This is a genomic window from Nisaea sp. (assembly GCF_034670185.1).
Taxonomy (GTDB): Bacteria; Pseudomonadota; Alphaproteobacteria; order Thalassobaculales; family Thalassobaculaceae; genus Nisaea.
The window spans coordinates 145,736-168,872 of record NZ_JAXMNY010000005.1 but is presented as its reverse complement, the minus strand read 5'-3'; the positions used below and the strand labels follow the sequence as shown (position 1 = coordinate 168,872).

Here is a 23,137-nt window from a genome sequence, read left to right as displayed (position 1 = left end):
CTAGAGGCTTGCTTGCGGAGTGTCATTTCTGGCTTACGGCTTCTTCAATTTGGAATGCAATGCTGTTTGCCGCACCTTTGGAAACGATACTGATTCGGGATATATCTTGCATCGAAGGATGGCCAAATTGATCCCGGTACAGTGTTGTCTTTTCTAATTTTTTGCGCACGAGGTCCCGCTGATCGCCGAAGAGGATCAGGGAAAAATTCCCATCAGTCGGGATAACCTCAAAGCCAAGGCTGCATATGCGAGCTTCAAATTCCCTCTTTGCGTTGCGGATGTCATGTGCAACCTCGCTCAATAGCGAGGTTTTCTTGAGCATTCTCTCGAGCACGAACGCTTGCACGGCACCAATTTCATACATTGACCGCCTACGACTTATGGAGTCTATCAGGCCTTCGTTTCCGAAAAGGGCTCCGAGTCGAAAGCCAGCTAAGCCAAATGCCTTGTCAAAACTTCGAGCTACAAGGAGGTTATCTTGACCGGATATTTCTCCTAAAAGCGTTTCTTCTGAGTATGGGTAGTAGGCTTCATCAATAAAGAGAATCGTTCCGTTTTTTCCCGCGCGATCCATAATTTTTAGAAGAACTTCAGGAGGGATGACGGAACCTGTCGGGCTGTCTGGATTGGCGAGAAATACAATTGAAGGCTTTAATTTTTCGATCGCGGCCATGATCTGATCCGTATCCAGAGCAAAGCCAGACCGGTGTCTTTCATAGGTAAATGTTTGTGCGTCGATACCGAGCGCCATCGCATATACGCTATACATTGCAAATGTTGGCGCGGTCATGAAAATTGAGCGGCCTGTTGACTGCGCCAGTTGAAATGTCAGCCGAATTCCTTCATCGACACCATTCGTAATCAGAGCCTGCCCATTATCTACAGAGAAAAAATCGGTCAACCTGCTGTAGACGGGGCCAAGATCTGGATAGGACCCTACGAGGTGATTGGGAAGGTCGCGGAGAGTTTTTTGGACAGCTTGAGCGATGCGCGGATCAAAATTCTCATTTTTGTCAGCCCATAAGAAATTTGGATCACGCGAAGATTCCGTGTGCCAGTTAGGCCGTAATGGCGCAGTTCTCGCTTGGACGCGCCACCAACGTTCAGATGTCGTCATCTGCAATCAGCCAAGGTTCGAATGGATGTTTCATTAGTCCGGGAGGACAAGTCAGCTCTCGGGTGTCTCCTATCTTGCGTGCGGGAACGCCGGCAACTACGGAAAACGGCTCGACGTTTTTGACGACAACAGCGCCCGCATAGATCTGAGAATTGTTACCGATATCGACGCCTGGGCATATCGTTGCATTGGCGCCGATTGAAACCCGGTCACCTACATTTATGAAAGGAGTGCATTCTTTATTGTGTGGGCAGGGCGGGTGCATGTCATCTGTGAAAATGGTGCCTGGACCGATAAAGACATCAGATCCGATTTGGACCCGTTCCAGAAAGGTTTGGGAGTTTACCCGGACCCGATCACCTATCCTGCATCCGTTCTTGATGACGGATTTGGGGCCGATTCGGCAATCATCCCCGAAGTGGTTATCGTAAAAAACCGTGGACTGATCACTAATGTCAAATCCATTACCGGTCGTGACATTGCAGTAGACCGTGCATCTTGAGCCGATAAAGGATTTTTGACCGATGATGGTAGGGCTGACTGGGTGGAAGCGGTCGACGATGCCCAGGATCGCGTATGGCTCTATCGTTGTGCCTTCGCCGATCTCTACATGGTCATAGATAATCGGTTCGCTCATGCTCTTTAACTCCCAAGAGCTTGTCCCAGGCTTTCGCATGATTTTCGCCGATTAGAGTCCCGACCGCATCACATACATTGCACGGAGATTCACTACGGTCTGCCTGCGAAAGTTTACGGCGCAACTTGTTCATTTCATCCGAGAGCCAGATTTCTAGAAAGCTCTGGTCCTTCAGGTTTCCAACGATTTTTCTCTTGGCCCAATCGTGGGTGCAGATGATGACGTCGCCTAGATAGTCCATGAAGAAGGTGTAGTGTGGGTAAAAGCATTTTTGCTTCAATGGTTCGGTCAAGCTTGGGCGCTTGTGATCGGCCTCATCAAGGGTGCCCCCTCTATTCGTCATCGTGATACCGAAATCTTGCTCTGGCGGAAGGTATCGGTGACGGACGATTACCTGATCTTCTCCATACCCGGCGTCTCTGGCTAGTTTCTCAAAGCCTTCGGCCGTTTCCTTATCGTCATATGCGCTGATCAGGAGGGTGTTGAGCCCACAATCTATGATTCTGTCCAAACGCTCGCGGTTCAATATGTCGCCATTGGTGATCATCTCGATCCGAGCTTTGGGTAATGTTTTCCTCACAAGGGAAATTTTTTCGAATATCTGTTTGTCAATCATCGGCTCGACAAAACCGGAAAACATGATTGTTCCAGAGTAATCAACTTCAGACAGTTCGACGCAAAGTTTTTTCAGCAAATCAAAAGAAATGAACTCTTTAATATCCTCGAACCAGTTCGCACTGCGCGGGCAAAAACTGCATTTGCGATTGCAGGTTCCTGACTCGCTGATCTCAACCACTGAAGGCAGCGGAATGCCCTCTATATTTCTTGATATCGCGGCGTCCACTTTTAGGCGTTTTCTATGGATCGATGGATCGAAAAAACGCACCTGACTATCATCGGGGCAGTTTGTCACGGGCTGTTCCTGATTGAGCGGGCGAGGAGTTTTCTCAAAACTCAGCATCGTTCTAACAGAGAGGGCTAGGAGGCATCAATTCGTTTCGGTAAGCCTGTCAATCGGAGCTCTTAATCAACGAGATAAACAAGATACTTTATTGGCTCCTGACATATGATTAAAAATGATTTCTGTATTCTTCTGTCGTAGGCAATAGCTGGGGAGATCGAATTTCCTCAATTTTAATGCGGGGAAAATTATGCGTCGATTGGTATTTTTTGCGCGACATAACAATGATTTAGATCATTTCGCGCCACTGGTCTGGAAATGGACAAGTCAACCAGACAAGGACGCTTGGATTGTATTGATGTCGGACCAGCTAAAGCTGGAGGATTTCCGTCTCTCAATGTTGGCCCGCACAGGGCGGGTGAAAATTGTAACGCAAGCCATGACTGTAAGTGCGGCCGCAGAGTTTCATGGGCGCGCAAACGAGACAACATGTTCTCCGCAGGAATTGGTAGCCTTCCTGATCAATGACGCTGAAGCTGCTGGGCTAATCTTTGACCATAGTAGAAGTCAAGATACTTTGGATATCGTTTCGGCAGCTCAATTGATGGGTGTCAAGACGGTGGGGGTTCCGCACGGTGATGACCCGTTTTTGAATTATATGATTACGATCAACGACATTCGTCTGAGCGAAGCTCGTGTGTCAGCCGACCCTGGGCCTTTTGATTTGTACATATCACCGACCCGGATTCACGAGCGACGCAAAACAGAGAAATGGCAGAATCGTTACGCAGTACTTGGCCTTCCAAGGTTCTGTATGGAATGGCTCCAAGTATTGGATTCTGAGCTGAAACCTCTGCATATTCCGGAACGAGAGGGCACTCTTAAATTAATGTTTTTTATTAGAAACGCAAAATATGCAGTTTTCTGGGAGGAATTTAGTCGATTATTGGCGATGCTTTTGCAGTTTCCTGATGTGACCGTTTTGGTTGCAAAGCACCCCCGGACGTTTCAGCGGAGAGGAGGAGCTGGTCCAATTGACGTATCTCTCCCAAACCCGAGTGAAATATCTCAAATTCACAATTCCTCTCGCCTGATCTATCAGGAAGCTGACGAGTTTCATGCTTCACAGCTTATCGGTTGGGCTGACGCTGTGCTTTCGCTCGGGACCAGTGTTGTGTATGAGGCGGTTCAACGAGGTAAACCAGTCTTCGAAATCGAGTATCTACACCCGAATAAAACAGTTATCGGAGCAATATTTCCGAACGCTAAAATTGAGACGAGAGATGACATGTTCAAATGGATGCGTCGACTCAAGAAAAATTCATCACAAGAGAATTTTTATGCTCCCAATGAATTGAAAAAATTCAGAGAATTATGCATTGAAGTTGGCGAGCAGGATGTTTTGGCTAATTACATTTCCCGAATCGACGAATTTATCGAATAAATCAAGAGTTTGATAGGCGGTGGGATGAGGTTCCGTTATTTGGCTAGCCCCGCGTCATCCTGTCGTAGAGCTGGATCAGCGGGTTGCTGAAGCGCAGCGGGCCCCCGGTGATTGCCAGGCAGAGACAACCGTCCTGCGGATCGGCCTGTGGCGCGTGCTGGTCTTCCTCGCCATTTACCGCCAAATCGCCGCGTGCGTAACGGCCGGTGGCGTCGCTGAAGGCGCCGTCGAGGACCAGAGTCAGCTCGCTGCCTGCATGACTGTGCGTCGGCACGCTGCGGCCGGGGCCGAGGCGCAGGACCGACATCTCGAAACGATCATCGGTGACCGGAAGCCGGTATTCCTCGATGCCCGGACCGCGCTTGCGCCAGGCCAGCTTGGAAAGAGGGCGGCCGAGATACGAGCGTAGTGGCTGCGGCACGGCCGCGACCGTCGCGGCGTCGGACGGTACGATATTGTCGTTATTCGCAGAAGTCTCATTCGGCATGCCGGATGACTCGATCCGTGCCAGTACGGCGTCGAAAGCGTCGTCGGACAGGAGCTCGGGTTCGATCTCTTCCAACAGATAGCCGCCGACAGCTTCCATCTCGGAGACTGTTTGGCGCAGATCCGGGCGGAGGGCGAGCATGGTCGCCACCAGCACCGAAACCGGTTCCGGCAGGGCGCCGCTTGCATAGTCGAGCAGCAACTCCTCGCCGGGCATGTTGCCGGCGTTTGATTTTGCCTTAGCCATGACTATTCAAATTCCTTCATCTCGTGCCTCAGCCGGGTCAGGGCCAGACGGATGCGTGACTTGACGGTTCCCAGAGGCAGACCGCTTTCCTCGGCAATCCGGCTGTGGGACTCGTCATCGAAAAATGCACGGCGAACCAGTTCGGCCTGCTCGTCCGGCAGGGCCCGCATGGCCGACGCGATGTGCTGGCGCGCCTGGGTGTCCTGAAGCGAACGGTCAGGAGCCGGTTCCGCTGCCGGAACGAGTCCGGGATCTTCCGGATCCAGCTCCGGCCGCCGCTCGCGGCGCAACCGGTCGATCCGCTTGTTCCGGGCAATGGTGAAGATCCATGTGCTGGCTCCTGCCTGCCTGCGGTCAAAGCTCGCTGCCTTGCGCCAGACCATCACCATGGCTTCCTGCGCAACATCTTCAGCTGTGGCCGGGTCAGCGCCGAGCCTGAGGAGGTACGATTTCAGCCGTGGGGCAAAATGTTCGAACAATTGCCGAAACGCCATTTTGTCCTGCGACTCGGCAATCGCCTCGATAAGCTCGTCATGCGTCATCTTCAATATGAGCCGTCCCACCCTCTTTGATGTCAGGACAGGTTGTAACGCCTCGAAGGGCGCGTACTCAAGCTCGCGGCTCGAAGTTTCCAGGTTGGCTTGCTCAAACATGACGGTAGGGATACGGTCGCGGCACGGGGACGGATCAATCGCCGGGAAAAATTTCTCGATTTCCGGCCGATTTCTCAATCCCGCCACATTCTTTGCATTGAATATTGATCGCCGGAATGGCATCCAAAACCCTAGATATGAAAACCGGAATGGCTGGCTCTATCACTATGACGCACTTCCGCTTGCATTTACTCGGTCTCGCCCTTGTTTTCGGCGTGGCCTCACTCGTCTCCGCTCCAATCGCTTTGGCCCAGGAACCGCAGACCATTGGCCGGAATAGCGACTGGATTGCTTACACCTACGAGAGTGGCGGCAAGACGGTCTGTTATATGGCCAGCACACCGACCAAGGCGGAGGGTAATTACTCCAAGCGCGGGCACATCTACGCGCTGGTCACCCATCACCCCGACGCGGACAGCAAGGGTGAGTTCAGCATCGTCACCGGCTATTCCTACAAGCCGGACAGTGAGGTCGAAGTCGAAATCGGCGGGCGGAAATTCTCGCTCTTCACCGACAAGGACCGGGCCTGGGCGCCGGATGCCAAGACGGACAGCGCCATCGTCAACGCGATGATCAAGGGCAGCAAGATGGTGGTGGCCGGGGTCTCCACCCGCGGCACCAAGACGTCAGACACCTATTCCCTCAGCGGCTTCACCGCGACCAAGAAGCTGATCGACGGGAAATGCCGGAAGTAATAACCGGCAGGGCTTAGAGCATTATTGGCTGAAGCCCGCTTCCGGCAGCGCGCCCGGATACAAGATCACAGACCCTGGCGCCGATGGCCGGTGCCAGGATGACGCCCGGATGGGCAACGGCGACATAAGCGCCGGTCAATGATGCGACCGGTCCGACGAGCGGTGTTCCGCCGATCGGAAAAGGCCGCTGGCCGATCTGCACGGACCTCACCGCAAGCTCTCCCGTATTTTTCAGGATGCGACGCGTTCGCTCGATTGTGCGCCGGGCGAGGGTGCCTTCCGGATCGCTGCCTTCGGGCACGTCGTGGGCCGATATCAGCAGGCCGGGTTTGGGGATGCGGAATTCCAGCTCCGGGCTGTCCGTGATGCAGGTTGTCTGCGGAAAGTTTCCGGTGACGGTGACCAGAGCGGCAGGCGAGGGCTCGACACCGAGGTCTTGAACAAACGGGGCGAGGATCCGTCCGCTTCCCGTTCCCGCCGCAACAATCAGCCTGTCCGCCTCCAGCAGTGTGTCGCCGGCCCGGACTGCACGCACGCGCCCGCCCGCGCTTTCGATGGCGGTGATCTCAGTGCCGGTGATCAATGCCGCGCCATTTTCTTCCGCTGCCTTCAGCAGCATCCGGGCGGTAGCGGTGACGTCCAGCGCGAATTCTTCCGGCGCAAACAGAGCGGCCTCCGGCGGAAGGGTAAGCTGCGGCAGCAATTCTGCGATCTCCACCCGGTCGACAATCCGGTAGTCGCAGCCAGCCTCCCGGTGCCGATCCCGCGCCACCATGGTTTCCGCCCGTGTGTCGCCCCAGAACAGCGCACCCTGCCGGTGTGCCGGGAGCGGCTTGCCGAGAGCCTGTTCGAGCGCCGCCCAGGAGCCGATGGCTTGCTGGCGCAGCGCATAGATCGACGGATCGTTTTCGGGATCGAAGGTGATGGCGTTGATCCAGCCGAAAGAGGCGGCGGAAACGCCCTCTCCGGGCCGCGGTCGGGCCTCGATAATCGTTACATCCGCACCGGCGCGGCTCAGCTCGAACGCGGCTACGGCGCCGATGATCCCGGCACCCGCGATGACGATCTTCGGCGATGCACTCATTGCTGGTCTTCCATCGTCTCTTCCCCGGGCCACGAGATACGCAGTTGCAGCATGGCTGCTTTCCGCCGATTCGGCTTGCCTTTGCAGGCCTGTGCACTCATTTTACCGCCCATGTCGACACATGCTTTATCCACTTCCGCCGCCTCCGACCAGCCGGCGATGAACGATCTTGCCGCCAAGGATCTGGTGGGCCTTGATCGCGAGCAGCTCATAGAAGAGCTGAAGACGCTCGGCCTGCCGAAATTCCGCGCGGGTCAGATCTGGCACTGGATCTACCACAAGGGTGTCACAGATTTTGCCGAGATGACGACGCTGGCAAAGCCGCTGCGCGAAGAGCTGGCCCAGCACTACAAGATCGGCCGCCCGGAAATCACCCGCGAGCAGTGGAGCGAGGACGGCACCGCCAAGTGGTTGCTGAAGTTCGACGACGGGAACGAGGCCGAGGCCGTGTTCATTCCGGACGACGACCGGGGTACGCTCTGCATTTCCTCCCAGGTCGGCTGCACGCTGACCTGTTCCTTCTGCCATACCGGCACCCAGCGCCTTGTCCGGAACCTGACCTCCGGCGAGATGGTCGGCCAGATCCTGGTCGCGCTCGACCGGCTCGGCGGCTTCCCGACGGCGCAGAGCGACCGCAAACTGACCAACATCGTGCTGATGGGCATGGGTGAGCCGCTGTATAATTTCGACAATGTGAAGCGCGCCATGATGATCGCCATGGATGGCGAAGGCCTTGGCCTGTCGAAGCGTCGCATCACCCTGTCCACGTCCGGCATCGTTCCCGAGATGGAGCGCTGCGGCGCCGAAATCGGCGTGAACCTCGCGGTCTCGCTGCACGCGGTGACCGACGAGATCCGCAACAAGCTTGTGCCGATCAACAAGAAATACCCGATCAAGGATCTGCTCGACGCCTGCCGGACCTATCCCGGCGTCAACAATGCCCGCCGTATCACCTTCGAATATGTGATGCTGAAGGGCGTGAACGACAGCCTGGACGACGCCCGCGCGCTGGTGAAACTGATCGAGGACATCCCGGCCAAGATCAACCTGATCCCGTTCAATCCGTGGCCCGGCGTGGAGTATGAATGCTCCGACGACGAGACTATCGAGAAGTTCGCCCAGGTGGTCCTGAAGGCAGGCTATGCCTCACCGGTGCGGACACCGCGCGGACGCGACATCCTGGCGGCCTGCGGACAGCTGAAGTCCGCGAGCGAGCGGCTGCGGAAGAAAGACCGGATCGCGGCAATTGCGGCTGCGAGTGCCGGGTAGAGGAAATCAGTTTAATTTGTGCGGTATTAATCGAGTTCCTGAATTTTTATGGATAAGTGTTCGGATGGATTTTGAAGGAGGATTTCTTCTGCATTGATCGATTCGTAGCCATGGAATTTTTGATTTAACTCTTTAGTTATAGCGTTGATTAAATGCTGTCTTTGCCACTCTTGTGGGCATAGATTTTGATTCATATTGCTAAGGTAGGCTGCTTCCACCAATGGAAGCACAAGATCGATTTTTGCTAGGATCAGCTCTGTAATCGTGATCGCTTTGATAAGAAAAGGGAAGCTGCCAGCGCGCTCTGTTTTGTTATGATTTTTGTGGGCGTATTCTATGGCTAGTTCTCGGTTCCGGGTGAAGAAACGAGGTTCAATCGCTTCAATTGCGGCTGCATTCGCATTTTCTCTGTGACAGCCACGGTAGAGTATTGTCTTTATTGGAATTTTGATTTTTTTGATCTCGACGCCACTAAGCGCTGAGCGAAATCGTTCTGATGAATTCATGATTTTCAATCTTGCTGTGTTTTATGCGGTGAGCTTCAATTCAGCTCTCGTGAGAGGGGTTGAATAATGGCTTGTTTTACTCAGGATCAGTTAGAGGCGATTGCCGGTGCGCTCGGTGACACAGAACGCGGCCTCAAAGGGACTGAAATTCAGCACCTGCTTATATCTAGCAAGATCAGCGACCCCGGCCTCATGACGAAGCGTATCCGCATTTTCAATGCCTTCGTTGAAAGTCAAAACATTAAGGGAAACCGCCAAAACATCCTAGCATTCATCCGTATTGCAATGAAGCCAGCACGGTATAGTCGAGAGCCGGAGCGTTATGAGCCACTGCGGGCCTTGCTAAATCAAGGACTAGCATTCGCGGGCCTATTGGTTGACGAGACGGGCAGGTTGATATCGTCAAAAATCGCGCAAACATTGCCAGAAGCAAAGCGTCGAGCGCTCGAATTAAGATCTGATCTAGAAGGTCGCGGAGTTCACCCAGATGTCTTGAAGTTTTGCCGATCCGAACTTCTGGCTGATAACTATTTCCATGCTGTCTTAGAAGCAGTGAAAAGCGTGGCCGACAAATTACGATCTCAAACTGGATTGACTGATGACGGCTCGATTTTGATAGACCGTGCCCTGGGAGGCAAGCCACCGCTCTTAGTGATCAATGCGTGGTCGACGGAGAGTGAACGCAGCGAGCAGGGCGGGTTTGCTAACTTGATACGAGGGACTTTCGGAATGTTTCGAAATCCGACGGCTCACGAAGCACAAATCCGCTGGGCTATGTCGAAGGATGATGCTGAAGATTTGCTGACGATTGTATCTCTAATTCATCGCCGGTTAGATAAGGCGCACATGCCGCCAAGAAATTAAGTTTTCAGATTCGGATCAAGGAGATACTTGCTCGAATCCGGAACATGCCACTTGATTCCTGCCGTCATCCCGTCGAAGGACGGGATCCAGGGGTGACGGACACTGCCCTATAATCTTTGGACCCCTGCCTGCGCCGGGGTGACGACCGGAGGTGGGGTGGGGCGTTGTCTTGATTTGATGTGGCTTTAGGCGCTGCTGAGGCCTGCGTGCTTCATGGAGAGTGATTGCCTGGCCGCGGCCATCGGGGGTATCACCTGAGTTGCGCGCCAGTGCGGCCTGATGGAAATGCGGTCTGCATTCCGCGTTCCGGCCTGTCCTCTCAACAAGACGAAATTGCCATGACCGAAACAGCGATGGTTCTCTTCTCCGGCGGGCAGGATTCCGCCACGTGTCTGGCCTGGGCGCTGGACCGGTTTGATCATGTCGAGACCATCGCCTTCGATTACGGGCAGACCCATGCTGTCGAGCTTGAGGTACGCAAGACCTTCCTCGCGGCGTTGCGTGAGCGCTTTCCGGAGTGGGGTGCGAAGCTCGGGGAGGATCACTTCATCGACCTCTCGCTGCTCGGCGCGATCAGCGACACGGCACTGACCCGCGACAAAGAAATCGAGATGACCGAAGCCGGGCTGCCGAACACTTTTGTGCCCGGCCGCAACCTGCTGTTCCTGACCACGGCCGCCGCTGTCGGTTATCGCCGGGACACTCGGCATATTATCGCCGGGATGTGCGAGACCGATTATTCCGGCTATCCCGATTGCCGGGACGACACGATCAAGGCGCTGCAGGTCGCGCTCACCCTCGGCATGGACAAGCGCTATGTGCTGCACACGCCGCTGATGTGGCTGGACAAGGCTGCGACCTGGAAAATGGCCGAGGGGCTTGGCGGTGCGGATCTCGTGGAGCTGATACGGCGCGAGAGTCATACCTGCTATCGCGGCGACCGGACCGTGCTGCACGCGTGGGGCTATGGTTGTGACGACTGCCCGGCCTGCGATCTGCGCAAATCCGGCTGGGCCGGGTACGCCACTTAATCCCGCGCGTCCTCGCGTCGGCGAAACAGATCCAGAAACGCGCGCAGCGCACCGCTGCGGCTGCGAATGGCCCAGGCGGGTCGCCATGACAGGCGCGTCATTGCCACCCGCCGTGCATCGCCGTCCGCATCGTCAAGTGCGTCGACAAGCTGCCGGACGGCCGGTTTCGACTGATGAGGGCTTCTGTTCGGCATCACGTCAGTCCTCGGCTGGGCGCAAGGCAGCCAGCCCCGCTTCCATCCCGGACTCCATCGAAAACAGCGTGTCGTAGTCCCGCAGCAGGTACAGCGCCGCGATGGCGGCCAGCATCGGCCAGGCGGCGTAGAACAGCAGGTTCGGTGTGGTCCAGGGATCGAGATAGTTCGCGACCGGGGTGAGGGTCGAGGCGAGGTGCATCAGGAAGACCAGAGCGGTCGCCACGCGTTTCCGGGAGCCGATCAGGAAGGCCAGGACGACAAATCCCTGCGCGGCGCCGAGCGCGTAGGAGAGGGATATATCGAGTTCCGGGACGCCATAGAAATGCCGGAACACACCAGCGGTCCCGGCCGGGTTCACGAACTTGTTCAGTACCCACATGCCGAGCACGAGACTGACGCCGAGACGCAGGAGAAACAGGGACCAGGTGAGGGCGGCTATCGGCACGGCGACTGTCTGCATTGGGCGCTTATCCTTTGCGCGGGGGATGCGAGGCGGTTTGTTCAGCAGCGCCTGAGTACGATGGGGGACTTATACTGCCGCACCGCGGCGTTTCAGAGCGCCCGGATTACGGTCTTCCGCCGTGCCCCAGCCGAGCGACAGGTCGATGATGGCGTGGATCAGTGCGGCGTGGGCGGTTTCGACGAAGCCGTATTCGTCACCGGCGACATAAAAGTTGAGATCCCCCGACAGCCGCAAAGGGTTATCCGCGGCGAAGCCGGAGAAGGTGATGACGGCGCAGCCTATGTCCCGCGCTCGCTCGACCGCTTTCGTGATATTCGGCGAGGAGCCGCTGCTGCTGATGGCGACAAGGATATCGCCCGGCTGGGCGTAGAAGCCGATCTGTTCGGCAAAGATCGCGTCGCCGCCGATATCGTTGGTTAGCGCCGTCAGCATGGCGTGGTCGGTCATGGCAAGGGAGCGGATGCCGCCGTTCTTGGCGAAGTCGAGGGCATAGTGCGACGCCATGGAGGCACTTGCGCCATTGCCGATGAAGATCATTTTGTTGCCGGAATCGTGCGCGGCGCGGCCGCGTGTGATGAATTCGTTAATGCCGTCCCCGAGCGATTTTACCTGGCCTGTATGGTCGGTCGCGCCGGCCTCGCGAGTCAGGCGTGCCAGGGTTTCGAAATAATCCGCCGTGCGGTCCGCCAGGCTAATCACGTGTCCTCTCCTTCCGGCTCGGCCGGTTCCGTCTCGTCGCCCAAGGTGTCGTCTTCCCCCGCGTCAGGCTTGCCGGTCGTCACAATGTGGAAGCCAAGAACGTCTTCAGGCGGCAGGGTCGACATCTGCTCAAGGATACCCTCTTTTCGCGCGTCGAGCAGCAATCGTCCGATAGGCTGGAAATGGCTGGTGCCGCCTTCGCCGTCCGGTGCGTCGATCAGGATGCGGACGGAGCGTGGCGTGCGGAATCTGTTGCGTTCCAGCATGCGCTCGGTGGAGGCAACCGAATGCGGCATGTCGAGACCGCGCAGGTCCAACTCGTACTCGGCCTCGTTGTTGTCGCGAAAAAGGGGTTTGAGCTCTCCGAGATCGACCATCTGCGAATTTTCTTTCAAAATGGCGTAATTCAGTCAGTCCATTTGGGCCATTCCAACCGGATCCGCAAGTCTTGCGACTTTTGCTCCGGATTCAGTTGAAAATACTGACGTGCCTCATTACTTCTTCTCTGAACTGTTTTTTGACCTTCGGCTCATTGGGAGTGAGACATGAACTTGGATCGCAAACACATGACTGCTGCCGAGGCGGAGGCCGCACAAATCGACGTCGGCCTGCGCTCTTACATGCTCGGCGTCTACAACCATATGACCATCGGCCTCGCGCTGACCGGTTTCTTCGCCATCGGCACCAAACTGCTGGCGATGAGCTCGCCGGCTTTCGCGCAGCTGATTTTCGCCTCGCCGCTGAAATGGGTGATCATGCTCGCCCCGCTCGGCATGGTGTTTTTCCTTGCCGCACGTGTCCAGTCGATGTCGGCTTCGGCAGCGCGGACTACCTTCTACATCTATGCCGGTATGATGGGCCTTTCGCTCGCCAGCATCTTTTTCGTCTTCACGGGCGAGAGCATTGCAAGGGTGTTCTTCATCACAGCTGCTGCTTTCGCCGGTCTCAGCCTCTATGGCTACACGACGAAGAAAAGCCTCAGCGGCATGGGCACGTTCCTGTTCATGGGCCTGATCGGCATCCTGATCGCGAGCGTCGTCAATATCTTCCTGGCCTCGACCATGATGCAGTTCATGATCTCCGTCGGTGGCGTGCTGGTCTTCGCAGGCCTGACTGCCTACGACACCCAGAACATCAAGAACATGTATATGGAGTCCGACGGCCACGAGGTCTCGACCAAGAAGTCGATCATGGGCGCTTTGCAGCTCTATCTCGATTTCATCAACATGTTCCTGTTTATGCTGCAGTTGTTCGGCAATCGCGAATAGCTTGCCAGGTTCCAATTGAAGAGGCCGCGCCGGTTTCTCGGTGCGGCCTTTTTAATTTTAGGGCTTTTTTCAGATGACTGTTAACCGGTCATCAAGATTAATTTATGTATAAACACGCTGTGCCGGATTTCCGGTTAGGTTGTTTTTTGAGTTTGGGACTTGTTGGTTATGGCGGTTCAGACCCTTTACGAGGTGCACACGCTTAAGAGCGGGAATTGGGCGGTCGATTCGACCTATCCGGATCGCGATACCGCCATCGACGTTGCCAAGTCACTGCACGGAGAGAAGCAGTTCCAGGCTGTCAAGGTGATCAAGGACACCTTCGATGAGGCGACCGGAAACGGTAAGGAAATCGTGGTGTTCGACACCACCTCGAAGGTGAACCGTGACAAGACGCCGCCGGCGGCGCCGGAACAGCCGGCCACCGCTGCTGCCGCGCCTGCGCGACCGGCACCTGCGCGGAATGTGAAAGGGAAGAACACGAAGGGCGATTATGCGATGGCCGCCAAGGTCACGTTGTTGCTAGTTCTTATCCTCGTCGGCGGGCTTGGCACTATCTATCTGCTGCATTACGCGGGCGGGAATTTCCAGAAGCTCTTCTGAGCCGGTTTCCCCTGGTGTCTGCCCTATGCGTCAAGGCCAGCGGCGGTTGACTCGCTGCATTCCGGACATGCTGAAATACTCATCGAATATGGTCGGCGGTCCTGCCAGTTCGTGGATCAGTCTTGCCAGCCCGTAGCGCAGGACGGGAATTTCCATGCCGGTTTCCGTCCATTCCTCGGGCAGAGGCAGCAAGCAGCGATTACGCCCGACATTGATGATGATATCGCGAAAAGCGAGGCGGCCTTCCCAGAAGCAATCGAGCAGATGGGTGCGTGCATTCTCGCTGGCGAAGCGGTTGGGTGAGGGCACCTGATAGTTCGCGTTCTCGACCATGCCGTAGGCCATCGTGATGCGGATATCCTTGAGGAACGTCAGATGCAGGCTGTGTTGATCCGCCGCAAGGCCGATTTCCTCGCCCTTTGGATTGGTCCGGGGCACGAAGCGATGACGGAGCGTCGGACGCAGGATAGGTGTCCAGTCGACGACCTCGCTGTCGGCGACGGTTCTGACGAATGATCTCAGATCCATGGGGGCTCAGCCATCGAGGCGTGTGTCGGTTTCGTCACGCCCGGGCCATTCCGGCAAGTCGCGGCCGGTTGCTTCGGCCAGCACCGTGCGGGCATTCTCCAGGATCAGCTGGGCTCGCGTCTTCAACCTGTCTGTGCCGAGAATGGCGTCGGCGACTTCCGGCTGGGAGATCAGCAGCATGACCTCGTCGAGACTTTCACAGAGATCCGCCGATGCGGCGATAATCTGAGCATTCCCCTGCCTTTCCAGCGGGGCGCCTGCCCAACTCATGGTGCCGATCTCTGCCGGTGCATTGCCGCGAGCGTAGGACCAGAGCTCGCCACTCGTATTCATTCGCCACGGGCCGGGTGTGTATTTGGGCATTGGGCACAATCCTTGATCTTGCCGGGACAGCTTAGAGACGGATTGCCCGTGTCGGCAATGCTGCCGGACCATGTCAGATGGCATCTCGCGAGAAAGGACAGACGGAAGCTGCGAAAAACAGACTGTCAGACATGGGATTCTCAGGACGCCATGACTCTGCTATGATTCCACTAGATATTGTAGGTCCGTTGAGGAACCCGATGAAATTTACCCATATTTGTGCCGTAACGTTGTTGCTTGCACTTGGCGGATGCGGTCTCGGCGACCTCTTTGGAAGCGGCAGCGAGGAGCTGCGGGTACGCGCTTATGTGCGGGATGAACTCGACCGCGCGGAAGCGGTGCGTGGCCCACGCCGACGGCTGTATATCGACGAGAGGGTTTCCGAAACCGTGGCCGCGGCAGATACCGGCGATGCCCGCCTCTCGGAGATGGAAGATACGCTCGGTCGCTTGAAGACCGATCTCAATATCGTCGCCCGCAAGGTCGAGAAGCGGATCGACCTTGGCGCCAGTGCTCCTGCCGGAACTGCCTCGGCGCGCGCGCTGGCGCAAGCAGCGTCCGTTGACCCGGAACAGCTTTCAGAGATTCAAGCGGATGTCGATGCTGCCCTTAGGGCGGTCAGCAAGCTGAATGCTGATCAGGAGGCGGCGGACGCGCGCGCGAATGCCCGCTTCGAACGGTTGGAATTGCGGACCAGCGAGCTGAGCTGGCCGGAAGAGACCGGTGGCAGAGGGCTGCATCTGGCCTCTTATCGGACCCATGAGGCCGCGCTGGCAGGATGGGAGTTGCTGCGTACGGAGTTCCCGGAACTGCTGGCTGCTCAGGACCCGCTCTTTGTCGAAGTCGATACTGTTGCAGGATTGTTTATTCGCCTGGTGGTCGGCGCCGCGCAGAGCCAGAGCTGGCTAACCAGGGCCAGGGATCAAATCCGAGCCGAGGGTGAATACGCCATGATAATGCCGATTCCTTCGGCACAGATGTCAAGTACACCGCGGGAGATGAAGCTCCCGCCGCCGCCTAAAGTACTGATTCCCGGCTCCTGATCAGGAGCGTTTTTTCTGTGGGGGTGTGGTGCCGCAGGAGGGACTCGAACCCCCGACCTCATCATTACGAATGACGCGCTCTACCACCTGAGCTACTGCGGCGTCTCCCTCGCGGGAACGGCTACTTAAGCCCTCACGGCTGTTGGTGCAAGGGGAAAATCGGCGAGTGCTGGGCCTGCGGGCCAAGGTGGCGGTTCGACTCCGATGCGCCACGGCAACCTGTTCACTCCTGTTGGCGTCTTGACCGTCAGCATGGACAGTCTGGTTGCTCAATTGCGGTAGCGGTTCGCTGTCCGTTTTTCCGTCGCGGCAAGGGCACTCAGTCCAGGGAAGATTTCCGATTCAAGGAACTCGAGCCGCCGCTGAAAGTTGCCGCCATGTGAGGCGAACCGCTCTTCCCAGAGGTTCAGCTTGACGACAAGTCCGCATAGAACGCTGCCGGTGGCTCCATGCTGCTCAACGATCTGTGCACGCAGTGTGTGAAAGGACTCGGCTGTGGGGTCTTCCCAGAAATGGCTGGAACTCTGATCGAAATGGTCGAACCGCTGTTTAACCGACGCAACGATCCCGTACAGCGCCTGCATGGCCTGCGTTGTCCTGCTCTGGAGAGAAGGGTTGCTTTGGGCGATCGATGAGCCGAGTAGCTCCTGAACCCAGGGGCGAAAATGTTTGATGCGGTTTTCCGACTCGGTCAGGCAGCTGCGGAAATAGGAGAACCCGAGGAAAGTGTCGCCGTAATTCTCGAGAAAGCGCGGGATCGCGGAGACATCGGTTTCAAGATCGGCTGCCAGTTTCTCCAACTCACAGAGGACGGTATCCCGATCTGGATTGCGCAGATACTCGACCAGATTTCCGTAGCTGCCGAGGGCTGCGCCATCCTTTGCAAAAAGCCGGCGGACGATCGGCCTAGTATATTGCTTCATGAGCTGGGTCAGCTCTCGGTATTTTTCCGGGGAAAGCCGGAGCGCATCATAATTTTCGAACCCGATATCCAACTCCCGCAGCGCCACGCGCAGGGTGTAGACGTCGTAGCTGCCGATGGCCGCGAGGCGCTTCAGGATCGCAACGTCGCTCATCAGTTCAGGGGTTTGGGAGTTGAAATGATTGGGCAGGTGGTCCGGCTGGATTTGTCCGCTGCCGGAGCCGCTGTCTTTGAACAGCTCCACAACTGCGTGCAGCTGTGCGTTCTTGATCAGGGAATGGCGCCTCAGAGCCATAGTCTTGAGCGGAAGCAGACCGAGGGGCAGCCGGTAAAGGCTGTCCATATCGGCGGTGTCGATGTGCAAGCCGACGGGACCGGGTTCGGTGGCGCCAACCTCTGAAAGGGAAATTGCCATGCCATTGTATGAGCAATTTCAGTGCCTGCCAGAGGACTCGTCATGACTCCAAGCACTTACCGCGCGGAGGTGAGATGGAACCTGAACGTGTTGTGTATGTCCATACTCGGAAAAGGGCCGGAATTGCCTAGCAGAGGGCAAGAGATTCCGGGCATTTGGGGTTCATTCAACCAGCGTGAGCACTAGGCTGAGCGGGGAAAACCCAGTTTTTCGACAAGCTCCGGAACCGAAGGGACAGGCTCGATCTGGATATCGAGCCTGTTTCCGGCGGGGCTGGGAACAAGCCACAAGCCGAGAAGCAGGTCGTTCACGGCCATGCCGTCCATCGATAATGGAAGCACCATGCTGAAGCAACGTCTCGGGATTCCGCTGGTGCCTTCAAAAGCCGCTGTTTGTGCCGCCGGCTTCCGGGATTCAGCAACGGTGCGCATCAGGCGGAATATATTTGAGCGGCTGGTCGCGGGCTGGCGCTGTGCTCCAGCCGTACTGCCGGGTTTCAGGTTGCGTGACAATTCAACGATACGTCCGCCGATAAGCTCGTAGCGATAATCGTCCGGTATTGCCTTCAGCAAGGCGAGATGGGGAAGCAGGCGGGGACCAAATTTCAACGGGTCCAGCAGGCTGCGAGGCTTCCCAACCGGTAATGTCGCCCAGACATTGTATAGTCTGCAGATGCTGTCTCGGTTCACCAGCAATTGCGTGCTTTCTTGCGCCACAGCCTGCCTCCTGAACTTGGATAAATATTTTAATACAAATTAAACGAAATTCAATTTTTTTGGATTCGGGCGTGAAACCAACTTCCCGCGCCTTGGAAAACGGACTGCGATCCCGAGGCTCTGAGGGGCATGCGGAAAGCTGGTTTGTCATGGCGGTAGCGCTGGTATAATCTCCCCAACGGATTGTGGTCCCGACAGGATACGGAGCGTTGTCAGGGAATGGCTGAAGCCAGCATGGAATCCAGGGTTGCGGCCCTGTGCCTCGAAAAAGGACTGAAGATGACGGAGCCGCGCCGTGTGATCGCGCGCGTCCTGTCCGAGGCAGAGGACCATCCCGACGTGGAATCCCTGCATGAGCGGGTGCGCGAGATCGACCGCTCGATCTCGATCGCGACCGTTTACCGGACCATGAAGCTGTTCGAGGAAGCGAATATCGTCACCAAGCGCGATTTCGGCGATGGCCGGGCGCGCTACGAGGAGATCAATGGTGAGGAAGACCATCACCATCACATGATCGATGTGACGACGGGCAATGTGATCGAGTTCTATAATGAGGAACTTGAGGCGTTGAAGGACTACATCGCCCGGGAGCTTGGCTTCGAGCTGGTGGATCATCACCTCGAACTGTTCGGCGTTCCGCTGAAGAAGGCGGAAGTGAAAACGGCGCCGAAATACAAGCCGAAGGCCAAAACGAAAATCATCAGCGGCAAGCCGCCGGCCTGAGCCTTTACCTAATTCAATAATGGATCTTTGGTGCGCGAAGCGCCTGCCCGCTACAGCCGCGGGCGGCCCATGTCATGCATCCGCGCGGTCGATCAGGTGCATGAAGGAGCCGAAGATGGTTCCAATTTGCGCACCGATCTCGCCGAGATCCGATCCCGAAGCATCGGTAATCCGGAATAGCGGAGCGCTGTCTGTTGCCCCGACCGTGGCGGCATAATGGAATTCATGCCCGCGCCAGATGCTTCTCGCCGGGCCAAACGGGGTATCTGCGAGCATCGTGGCGATTCGGTAGCCGAGATGGCGTTTGGGTTCCGCGAAACTTGTCGCATGCGGAAGCAATCCGGCCATGCGGTGAACTGTACCATCGGCATCCGTAAGAGCTTGCCCAAGGGTCATGTAACCGCCGCACTCTCCATAGATCCGGGCACCGGCACGGGCATGCGCGCGCAGGCCCTCCATGAAGATCGTTGCCGCAGCGAGGCGGGCCGCATGCAGCTCCGGATAGCCACCCGGCAGAAAGACTGTATCCGCATCCGGAGCTGGTGCTTCGTCGCCGAGCGGAGAGAAGAAAGAAAGCTCCGCCCCGGCGTGGCGCCAGCCATCGAGAACATGCGGATATGAGAAGGCGAAGGCGGCATCCCGCGCAACGGCGATTCGCTGGCCGAGCGGTGGTAGCGGCGGGGCAGCGGGAGCAACGCCGGTTGCGGTGGCGCGGAGCGCTGCGGCTTCCATGATCGCGTCGAGATCGAGATCGCCCGACATCCGGTCAGCCGCCGCGTCGAGAAAGGCGTCGAGATCGGGATGTTCTCCCGCTTGAACCAGACCGAGATGGCGGCTTGGCCGGGCGATCTGCGCGTCTGACCGGACAGCACCGAGAACGGTCTGTCCAGCGGCGGTGAGCGCCTGGCGTAGCATTGCCTGGTGTTTCTCGCTGCCGACCTTGTTCAGGATCACACCGGCAAGCCGGACATCCGGATCGAACCGGGCGAAGCCTCCGACTAGCGCGGCAACGGATTGGGCTTGCCGGGCCGCATCCACAACCAGCAACACCGGCCAGCCGGTGAGGCGGGCGAGGCTGGCGGTCGAGCCATCCGCCAGAGGGGCCGGATCGGCACCGAGATGGGCGCCATCGAACAGGCCCATGACGCCTTCGACGATGGTGAAATCCGGTGCGTCATCGAGTGCGGCGGCGAGCGTTTCAGGCCGCATCGCCCAGCTATCGAGATTGACGCAGGGACGGCCTGTGGCGGCGGCATGGAAGGCGGGATCGATATAGTCCGGGCCAACCTTGGAGCTGGTGACATCGATGCCCTTGCGCCGGAGCGCCCGCAGCAGGCCAAGCGTGATCGTGGTCTTGCCGCTGCCCGACGCCGGCGCCGCGATGATCAGGCCTTTGGACACATTCTTATCCGGTCTGCTTCGTGTCGCCCTTGCCGAGGTGGAGCGGGTCCGCCTCCAGGGTCTTGCCGCCGGCGGCTCCGAGCCAGTCGAGGCCAGCGCGCAGACGCACGATCTCGCCGATGGCGACAATCGCGGGCGGCTTCACATCATGCAGTCGGATATCTTCCGCGGCCCGGCCAAGGGTGGTTTCCAGCACCAGCATGTCCGGCATGGAGGCGTTGGTGACAAGTGCGACCGGCTCGTCCGCACTGCGCCCTGCGGCCATCAGCTTGTCCGCGATCGCGCCCAGATGCTTGATCGCCATATAGAGGATCAGCGCCGGACTTCCCTTGGCGACCGCGTCCCAGTCGACCCCGGTAACATTGCCGGTGGCATCGTGCCCGGTGATCATGGTGATCGCGTGATTGGTGTCCCGGTGGGTCAGCGGGATACCGGCGAAAGCAAGGCCGCCGATCCCGGCCGTGATGCCGGGGCAGATCCGGAATGGAATACCTGCCTGGACGAGAGACAGGGCCTCCTCGCCGCCGCGCCCGAAGACGAAGGGATCGCCGCCCTTGAGGCGCAGCACGCGCAGGCCCTGCTTGGCGAGCTGGATCAGCCGGAGCGTGATGTCGGCCTGTTTTGGCGACGGCTTGCCACCGCGCTTGCCGGCATATTCACGCGGTGTATCGACGGGCGCGAGGGCCAGAATATCGTCGCTGACCAGCGCGTCATAGACGATCACGTCGGCGGCCTGCATGGCGGCATGGGCCTGCAGGGTCAGAAGCCCGGCATGGCCCGGCCCGGCACCGACCAGCCAGACACTGCCGGGTGCAAAATCAGCTGCGAAATCTGTCACGTTTGTCATGGCTCCGACCCTACTCCCGCGCGGGGGTGTTTTCCAGCACGGCGGACGATGATGTTTCACCGTGAAAGTACCGGTGGTTAAGACGATGATCTACTGCCTCTGCGTCCAGAAGCCGTGTGAATTCGACATGGATGCGTGGCGCCGGACCGGTTAAGAGATTTCATGGCAAGAAAACCGGACGGACCGCTGAGAAGAGGCTGGACCACGGGCGCATGCGCAACGGCGGCGACCAAGGCCGCCTACACGGCGCTGCTGACCGGAGAGTTTCCCGATCCCGTCTCCATTCTTCTGCCGAAGGGCGAGCGGCCTGACTTCACCCTGGCCCGCGAAGCATTGGGCGATGGAGTGGCGAGCGCGGCCATCATCAAGGATGCGGGCGACGATCCGGACGTGACGCACCTCGCGACCATCGTCTCCACGGTGCGGATTGGCGCCCCTGGTAGCGGTGTGGTGTTCAGGGCGGGCGAGGGCGTCGGCATGGTGACCCGTGAGGGCCTGCCGATTCCGCCGGGCGAGCCTGCGATCAACCCGGTGCCGCGCGAGTTGATGCGCGGCGTTGTGGCGGAGGTTGCCCGCGCCCATGGCGGCAGCGGAGATGTCGAGATCGAGATTTCGGTACCGGGCGGCGAGGCGCTGGCGAAAAAGACCTGGAACCCGCGTCTCGGCATTGTCGGTGGGTTGTCCATCCTCGGCACCACCGGCGTGGTGATCCCATTCTCCTGTTCGGCCTGGATCCATTCCATCCATCGCGGCATCGATGTCGCCAGGGCTGGTGGATTCCCGCTGGTCGCCGCCTGTACCGGATCGACCTCGGAAGCGGCTGTGGTCCGGCGGTACGGGCTGGACGAGACCGCCTTGCTGGATATGGGAGATTTCGTCGGCGGCATGCTGAAATATCTCCGCCGTCATCCGTTACCAAAAGTGCTGATCGGCGGCGGCTTTGCCAAGCTGGCGAAACTGGCGCAGGGCCATATGGATCTGCATTCGGGCCGCAGCCAGGTGGACATGGACTGGCTGGCGGAGCAGCTTGCGGCGGTGGGCGGAGATGCCGATTTGGTCGTACGGGCGAAGGGCGCGAATACTGCGCTCGAAGTTCTTAACATGTCGCTTGAGGCGGAGCTTCCGCTGGGCGACCGGATTGGCGCGCTGGCTCGCGCTGAAGCGGCTGCAATGGTCGCGGGCACGGAAGTGGAAATTGTCGTCGAGGTGTTTGACCGCAAGGGCAACCTGGTCGGCGCGGCGGGAGAGGTTTGAGCAATGGCACGCATTCTGGTGCTCGGCGGAACGGATCTCGCCAATGCATTCATCGCGGCACTCCGGGCGGCGCATCCGGACCTTGAGATCGTGTTGTCGCTGGCGGGGCGGACCCGCGATCCGAAACTGCCGGACTGCGTAATCCGCACTGGCGGTTTTGGCGGTGCGGAGGGGCTGGCGGACTATCTCCGGCAAGAAGGCATCACAGCGCTGGTCGATGCGACCCATCCTTATGCGGCGCAAATCTCGGCCAATGCCGCGACAGCCGCCGCTGAGACCGGAACGCCGTGCCTGCATCTGGTGCGTCCGGCCTGGGAGCAGGCACCCGGCGATAACTGGTATCCCGCGACGGATTATGAGGATGCGACAAGGCATCTGGATGCATTGTCGCAAACCCATCCGCTGACGGTGTTCCTGACGGTGGGGCGGCAGGGACTTGAGCCGTTTCATTATTTGATGAACGGCACCCATGTCGTTCGCGCGGTTGAACAACCGGACGAGGCGGAGTTACCGCCCGGCGCCCGCGCGGTCCTGGCGCGCGGCCCGTTCAGGGAAGCGGATGAGGCGGCGTTCCTGAAAGAGAACGAGATCGACGTCATCGTCTCAAAGAACAGCGGCGGCACAGCCACCTACGGCAAAATCCTCGCCGCCCGGTCACTCCGTATGCCGGTGGTGATGGTCGCGCGCCCGCCCGTGCCGGAGGGGGCGATTGTCGGAGACGTGGAAAGTGCTCTCGTCTGGGTGGAGACCGCTCTTTAATC

General features: G+C 58.1%; 28 protein-coding genes and 1 tRNA gene. 11 read left to right on the top strand and 18 right to left on the bottom strand.

What is annotated here, in order from left to right:
- Positions 1-22 precede the first annotated feature (22 nt).
- Genes VOI22_RS19830 through VOI22_RS19820 form a run of 3 tightly spaced genes read right to left on the bottom strand, consistent with a single transcriptional unit; the run spans position 23 to position 2,715 of the window.
- The gene (locus tag VOI22_RS19830; protein ID WP_323798176.1) at positions 23-1,117 is read right to left on the bottom strand and encodes a histidinol-phosphate transaminase; all 1,095 of its coding nucleotides are present in this window, start codon (positions 1,115-1,117) and stop codon (positions 23-25) included.
- Positions 1,104-1,754 carry an acyltransferase gene (locus VOI22_RS19825; RefSeq protein ID WP_323798175.1) on the bottom strand — a complete coding sequence of 217 codons (651 nt, stop codon included), beginning with the start codon at positions 1,752-1,754 and terminating at the stop codon, positions 1,104-1,106. The genes VOI22_RS19830 and VOI22_RS19825 overlap by 14 nt, the downstream gene beginning before the upstream one ends.
- Positions 1,732-2,715: a radical SAM/SPASM domain-containing protein gene (locus tag VOI22_RS19820; protein ID WP_323798174.1), complete on the bottom strand. Its 984-nt coding sequence runs from the start codon at positions 2,713-2,715 to the stop codon at positions 1,732-1,734. The genes VOI22_RS19825 and VOI22_RS19820 overlap by 23 nt, the downstream gene beginning before the upstream one ends.
- 190 nt (positions 2,716-2,905) lie before the next feature.
- On the opposite strand from VOI22_RS19820, the gene VOI22_RS19815 reads away from it, so the two are divergent.
- Positions 2,906-4,099 (top strand): hypothetical protein, encoded by a 1,194-nt coding sequence (locus VOI22_RS19815; protein WP_323798173.1) that lies wholly within the window; start codon positions 2,906-2,908, stop codon positions 4,097-4,099.
- A 43-nt stretch (positions 4,100-4,142) separates the two neighbouring features.
- Here the strand turns inward: VOI22_RS19815 and VOI22_RS19810 are convergent, their stop codons facing one another.
- Positions 4,143-4,832 (bottom strand): ChrR family anti-sigma-E factor, encoded by a 690-nt coding sequence (locus VOI22_RS19810; protein WP_323798172.1) that lies wholly within the window; start codon positions 4,830-4,832, stop codon positions 4,143-4,145.
- Between the two features lie 2 nt (positions 4,833-4,834).
- Positions 4,835-5,374 (bottom strand): sigma-70 family RNA polymerase sigma factor, encoded by a 540-nt coding sequence (locus VOI22_RS19805; protein WP_323798201.1) that lies wholly within the window; start codon positions 5,372-5,374, stop codon positions 4,835-4,837.
- A gap of 260 nt (positions 5,375-5,634) precedes the next feature.
- On the opposite strand from VOI22_RS19805, the gene VOI22_RS19800 reads away from it, so the two are divergent.
- Complete coding sequence (locus tag VOI22_RS19800) at positions 5,635-6,180, top strand: invasion associated locus B family protein (protein WP_323798171.1); 546 nt, start codon at positions 5,635-5,637, stop codon at positions 6,178-6,180.
- A gap of 13 nt (positions 6,181-6,193) precedes the next feature.
- Here VOI22_RS19800 and VOI22_RS19795 read toward each other — a convergent pair whose 3' ends face one another.
- Positions 6,194-7,264: an FAD-binding oxidoreductase gene (locus VOI22_RS19795; protein ID WP_323798169.1), complete on the bottom strand. Its 1,071-nt coding sequence runs from the start codon at positions 7,262-7,264 to the stop codon at positions 6,194-6,196.
- A gap of 159 nt (positions 7,265-7,423) precedes the next feature.
- On the opposite strand from VOI22_RS19795, the gene rlmN reads away from it, so the two are divergent.
- Positions 7,424-8,533: a 23S rRNA (adenine(2503)-C(2))-methyltransferase RlmN gene (rlmN, locus tag VOI22_RS19790; protein ID WP_323798168.1), complete on the top strand. Its 1,110-nt coding sequence runs from the start codon at positions 7,424-7,426 to the stop codon at positions 8,531-8,533.
- A gap of 26 nt (positions 8,534-8,559) precedes the next feature.
- Here the strand turns inward: rlmN and VOI22_RS19785 are convergent, their stop codons facing one another.
- Complete coding sequence (locus VOI22_RS19785; protein WP_323798167.1) at positions 8,560-9,039, bottom strand: hypothetical protein; 480 nt, start codon at positions 9,037-9,039, stop codon at positions 8,560-8,562.
- A 66-nt stretch (positions 9,040-9,105) separates the two neighbouring features.
- On the opposite strand from VOI22_RS19785, the gene VOI22_RS19780 reads away from it, so the two are divergent.
- Together VOI22_RS19780 and queC are read left to right on the top strand one after the other, a co-directional pair.
- A complete protein-coding gene (locus VOI22_RS19780; protein WP_323798166.1) occupies positions 9,106-9,903 on the top strand; it encodes a TIGR02391 family protein in 798 nt (265 codons plus the stop codon).
- A gap of 338 nt (positions 9,904-10,241) precedes the next feature.
- Positions 10,242-10,934, top strand: a complete 693-nt coding sequence (gene queC / locus VOI22_RS19775; protein ID WP_323798165.1) for a 7-cyano-7-deazaguanine synthase QueC — start codon at positions 10,242-10,244, stop codon at positions 10,932-10,934.
- On the opposite strand, the gene VOI22_RS19770 is transcribed toward queC, so the two are convergent.
- From VOI22_RS19770 to VOI22_RS19755, 4 genes are all read right to left on the bottom strand, one after another.
- Positions 10,931-11,128 carry a hypothetical protein gene (locus tag VOI22_RS19770; protein ID WP_323798164.1) on the bottom strand — a complete coding sequence of 66 codons (198 nt, stop codon included), beginning with the start codon at positions 11,126-11,128 and terminating at the stop codon, positions 10,931-10,933. The two genes, queC and VOI22_RS19770, sit on opposite strands and share 4 nt — an antisense overlap.
- A gap of 4 nt (positions 11,129-11,132) precedes the next feature.
- Positions 11,133-11,591, bottom strand: a complete 459-nt coding sequence (locus tag VOI22_RS19765) for a hypothetical protein (RefSeq protein ID WP_323798163.1) — start codon at positions 11,589-11,591, stop codon at positions 11,133-11,135.
- Between the two features lie 69 nt (positions 11,592-11,660).
- The gene (locus VOI22_RS19760; protein ID WP_323798162.1) at positions 11,661-12,293 is read right to left on the bottom strand and encodes an SIS domain-containing protein; all 633 of its coding nucleotides are present in this window, start codon (positions 12,291-12,293) and stop codon (positions 11,661-11,663) included.
- The gene (locus VOI22_RS19755; RefSeq protein WP_323798161.1) at positions 12,290-12,670 is read right to left on the bottom strand and encodes a hypothetical protein; all 381 of its coding nucleotides are present in this window, start codon (positions 12,668-12,670) and stop codon (positions 12,290-12,292) included. Before VOI22_RS19755 ends, VOI22_RS19760 begins: the two co-directional genes overlap by 4 nt.
- Positions 12,671-12,838: 168 nt before the next feature.
- Here VOI22_RS19755 and VOI22_RS19750 point away from each other — a divergent pair, with 168 nt between their 5' ends.
- Together VOI22_RS19750 and VOI22_RS19745 are read left to right on the top strand one after the other, a co-directional pair.
- Positions 12,839-13,561, top strand: a complete 723-nt coding sequence (locus tag VOI22_RS19750) for a Bax inhibitor-1/YccA family protein (protein WP_323798160.1) — start codon at positions 12,839-12,841, stop codon at positions 13,559-13,561.
- 168 nt (positions 13,562-13,729) lie between these two features.
- The gene (locus VOI22_RS19745) at positions 13,730-14,164 is read left to right on the top strand and encodes a hypothetical protein (RefSeq protein WP_323798159.1); all 435 of its coding nucleotides are present in this window, start codon (positions 13,730-13,732) and stop codon (positions 14,162-14,164) included.
- Positions 14,165-14,194: 30 nt separating this feature from the next.
- Here VOI22_RS19745 and VOI22_RS19740 read toward each other — a convergent pair whose 3' ends face one another.
- Positions 14,195-14,692 carry a hypothetical protein gene (locus tag VOI22_RS19740; protein ID WP_323798158.1) on the bottom strand — a complete coding sequence of 166 codons (498 nt, stop codon included), beginning with the start codon at positions 14,690-14,692 and terminating at the stop codon, positions 14,195-14,197.
- A 6-nt stretch (positions 14,693-14,698) separates the two neighbouring features.
- Positions 14,699-15,055 (bottom strand): hypothetical protein, encoded by a 357-nt coding sequence (locus VOI22_RS19735; protein WP_323798157.1) that lies wholly within the window; start codon positions 15,053-15,055, stop codon positions 14,699-14,701.
- A 200-nt stretch (positions 15,056-15,255) separates the two neighbouring features.
- Between VOI22_RS19735 and VOI22_RS19730 the strand changes: the two genes are divergently transcribed.
- On the top strand, positions 15,256-16,098 hold the full coding sequence (locus tag VOI22_RS19730) for a hypothetical protein (protein WP_323798156.1): 843 nt from the start codon (positions 15,256-15,258) through the stop codon (positions 16,096-16,098).
- A gap of 26 nt (positions 16,099-16,124) precedes the next feature.
- On the opposite strand, the gene VOI22_RS19725 is transcribed toward VOI22_RS19730, so the two are convergent.
- From VOI22_RS19725 to VOI22_RS19715, 3 genes are all read right to left on the bottom strand, one after another.
- Positions 16,125-16,200 (bottom strand) — tRNA-Thr (locus VOI22_RS19725).
- A gap of 167 nt (positions 16,201-16,367) precedes the next feature.
- Positions 16,368-17,435, bottom strand: a complete 1,068-nt coding sequence (locus VOI22_RS19720; protein WP_323798155.1) for a hypothetical protein — start codon at positions 17,433-17,435, stop codon at positions 16,368-16,370.
- A 182-nt stretch (positions 17,436-17,617) separates the two neighbouring features.
- A complete protein-coding gene (locus VOI22_RS19715) occupies positions 17,618-18,151 on the bottom strand; it encodes a hypothetical protein (RefSeq protein WP_323798154.1) in 534 nt (177 codons plus the stop codon).
- Between the two features lie 234 nt (positions 18,152-18,385).
- On the opposite strand from VOI22_RS19715, the gene VOI22_RS19710 reads away from it, so the two are divergent.
- Positions 18,386-18,874 carry a Fur family transcriptional regulator gene (locus tag VOI22_RS19710; RefSeq protein WP_323798200.1) on the top strand — a complete coding sequence of 163 codons (489 nt, stop codon included), beginning with the start codon at positions 18,386-18,388 and terminating at the stop codon, positions 18,872-18,874.
- 72 nt (positions 18,875-18,946) lie between these two features.
- Here the strand turns inward: VOI22_RS19710 and VOI22_RS19705 are convergent, their stop codons facing one another.
- Together VOI22_RS19705 and cobA are read right to left on the bottom strand one after the other, a co-directional pair.
- Positions 18,947-20,275 (bottom strand): cobyrinate a,c-diamide synthase, encoded by a 1,329-nt coding sequence (locus VOI22_RS19705; RefSeq protein WP_323798153.1) that lies wholly within the window; start codon positions 20,273-20,275, stop codon positions 18,947-18,949.
- A 4-nt stretch (positions 20,276-20,279) separates the two neighbouring features.
- Positions 20,280-21,122 carry a uroporphyrinogen-III C-methyltransferase gene (gene cobA / locus VOI22_RS19700; protein WP_323798152.1) on the bottom strand — a complete coding sequence of 281 codons (843 nt, stop codon included), beginning with the start codon at positions 21,120-21,122 and terminating at the stop codon, positions 20,280-20,282.
- A gap of 162 nt (positions 21,123-21,284) precedes the next feature.
- On the opposite strand from cobA, the gene VOI22_RS19695 reads away from it, so the two are divergent.
- A complete protein-coding gene (locus tag VOI22_RS19695) occupies positions 21,285-22,376 on the top strand; it encodes a cobalt-precorrin-5B (C(1))-methyltransferase (RefSeq protein ID WP_323798151.1) in 1,092 nt (363 codons plus the stop codon).
- Between the two features lie 3 nt (positions 22,377-22,379).
- Positions 22,380-23,135, top strand: a complete 756-nt coding sequence (locus tag VOI22_RS19690; RefSeq protein ID WP_323798150.1) for a cobalt-precorrin-6A reductase — start codon at positions 22,380-22,382, stop codon at positions 23,133-23,135.
- Positions 23,136-23,137: the final 2 nt, after the last annotated feature.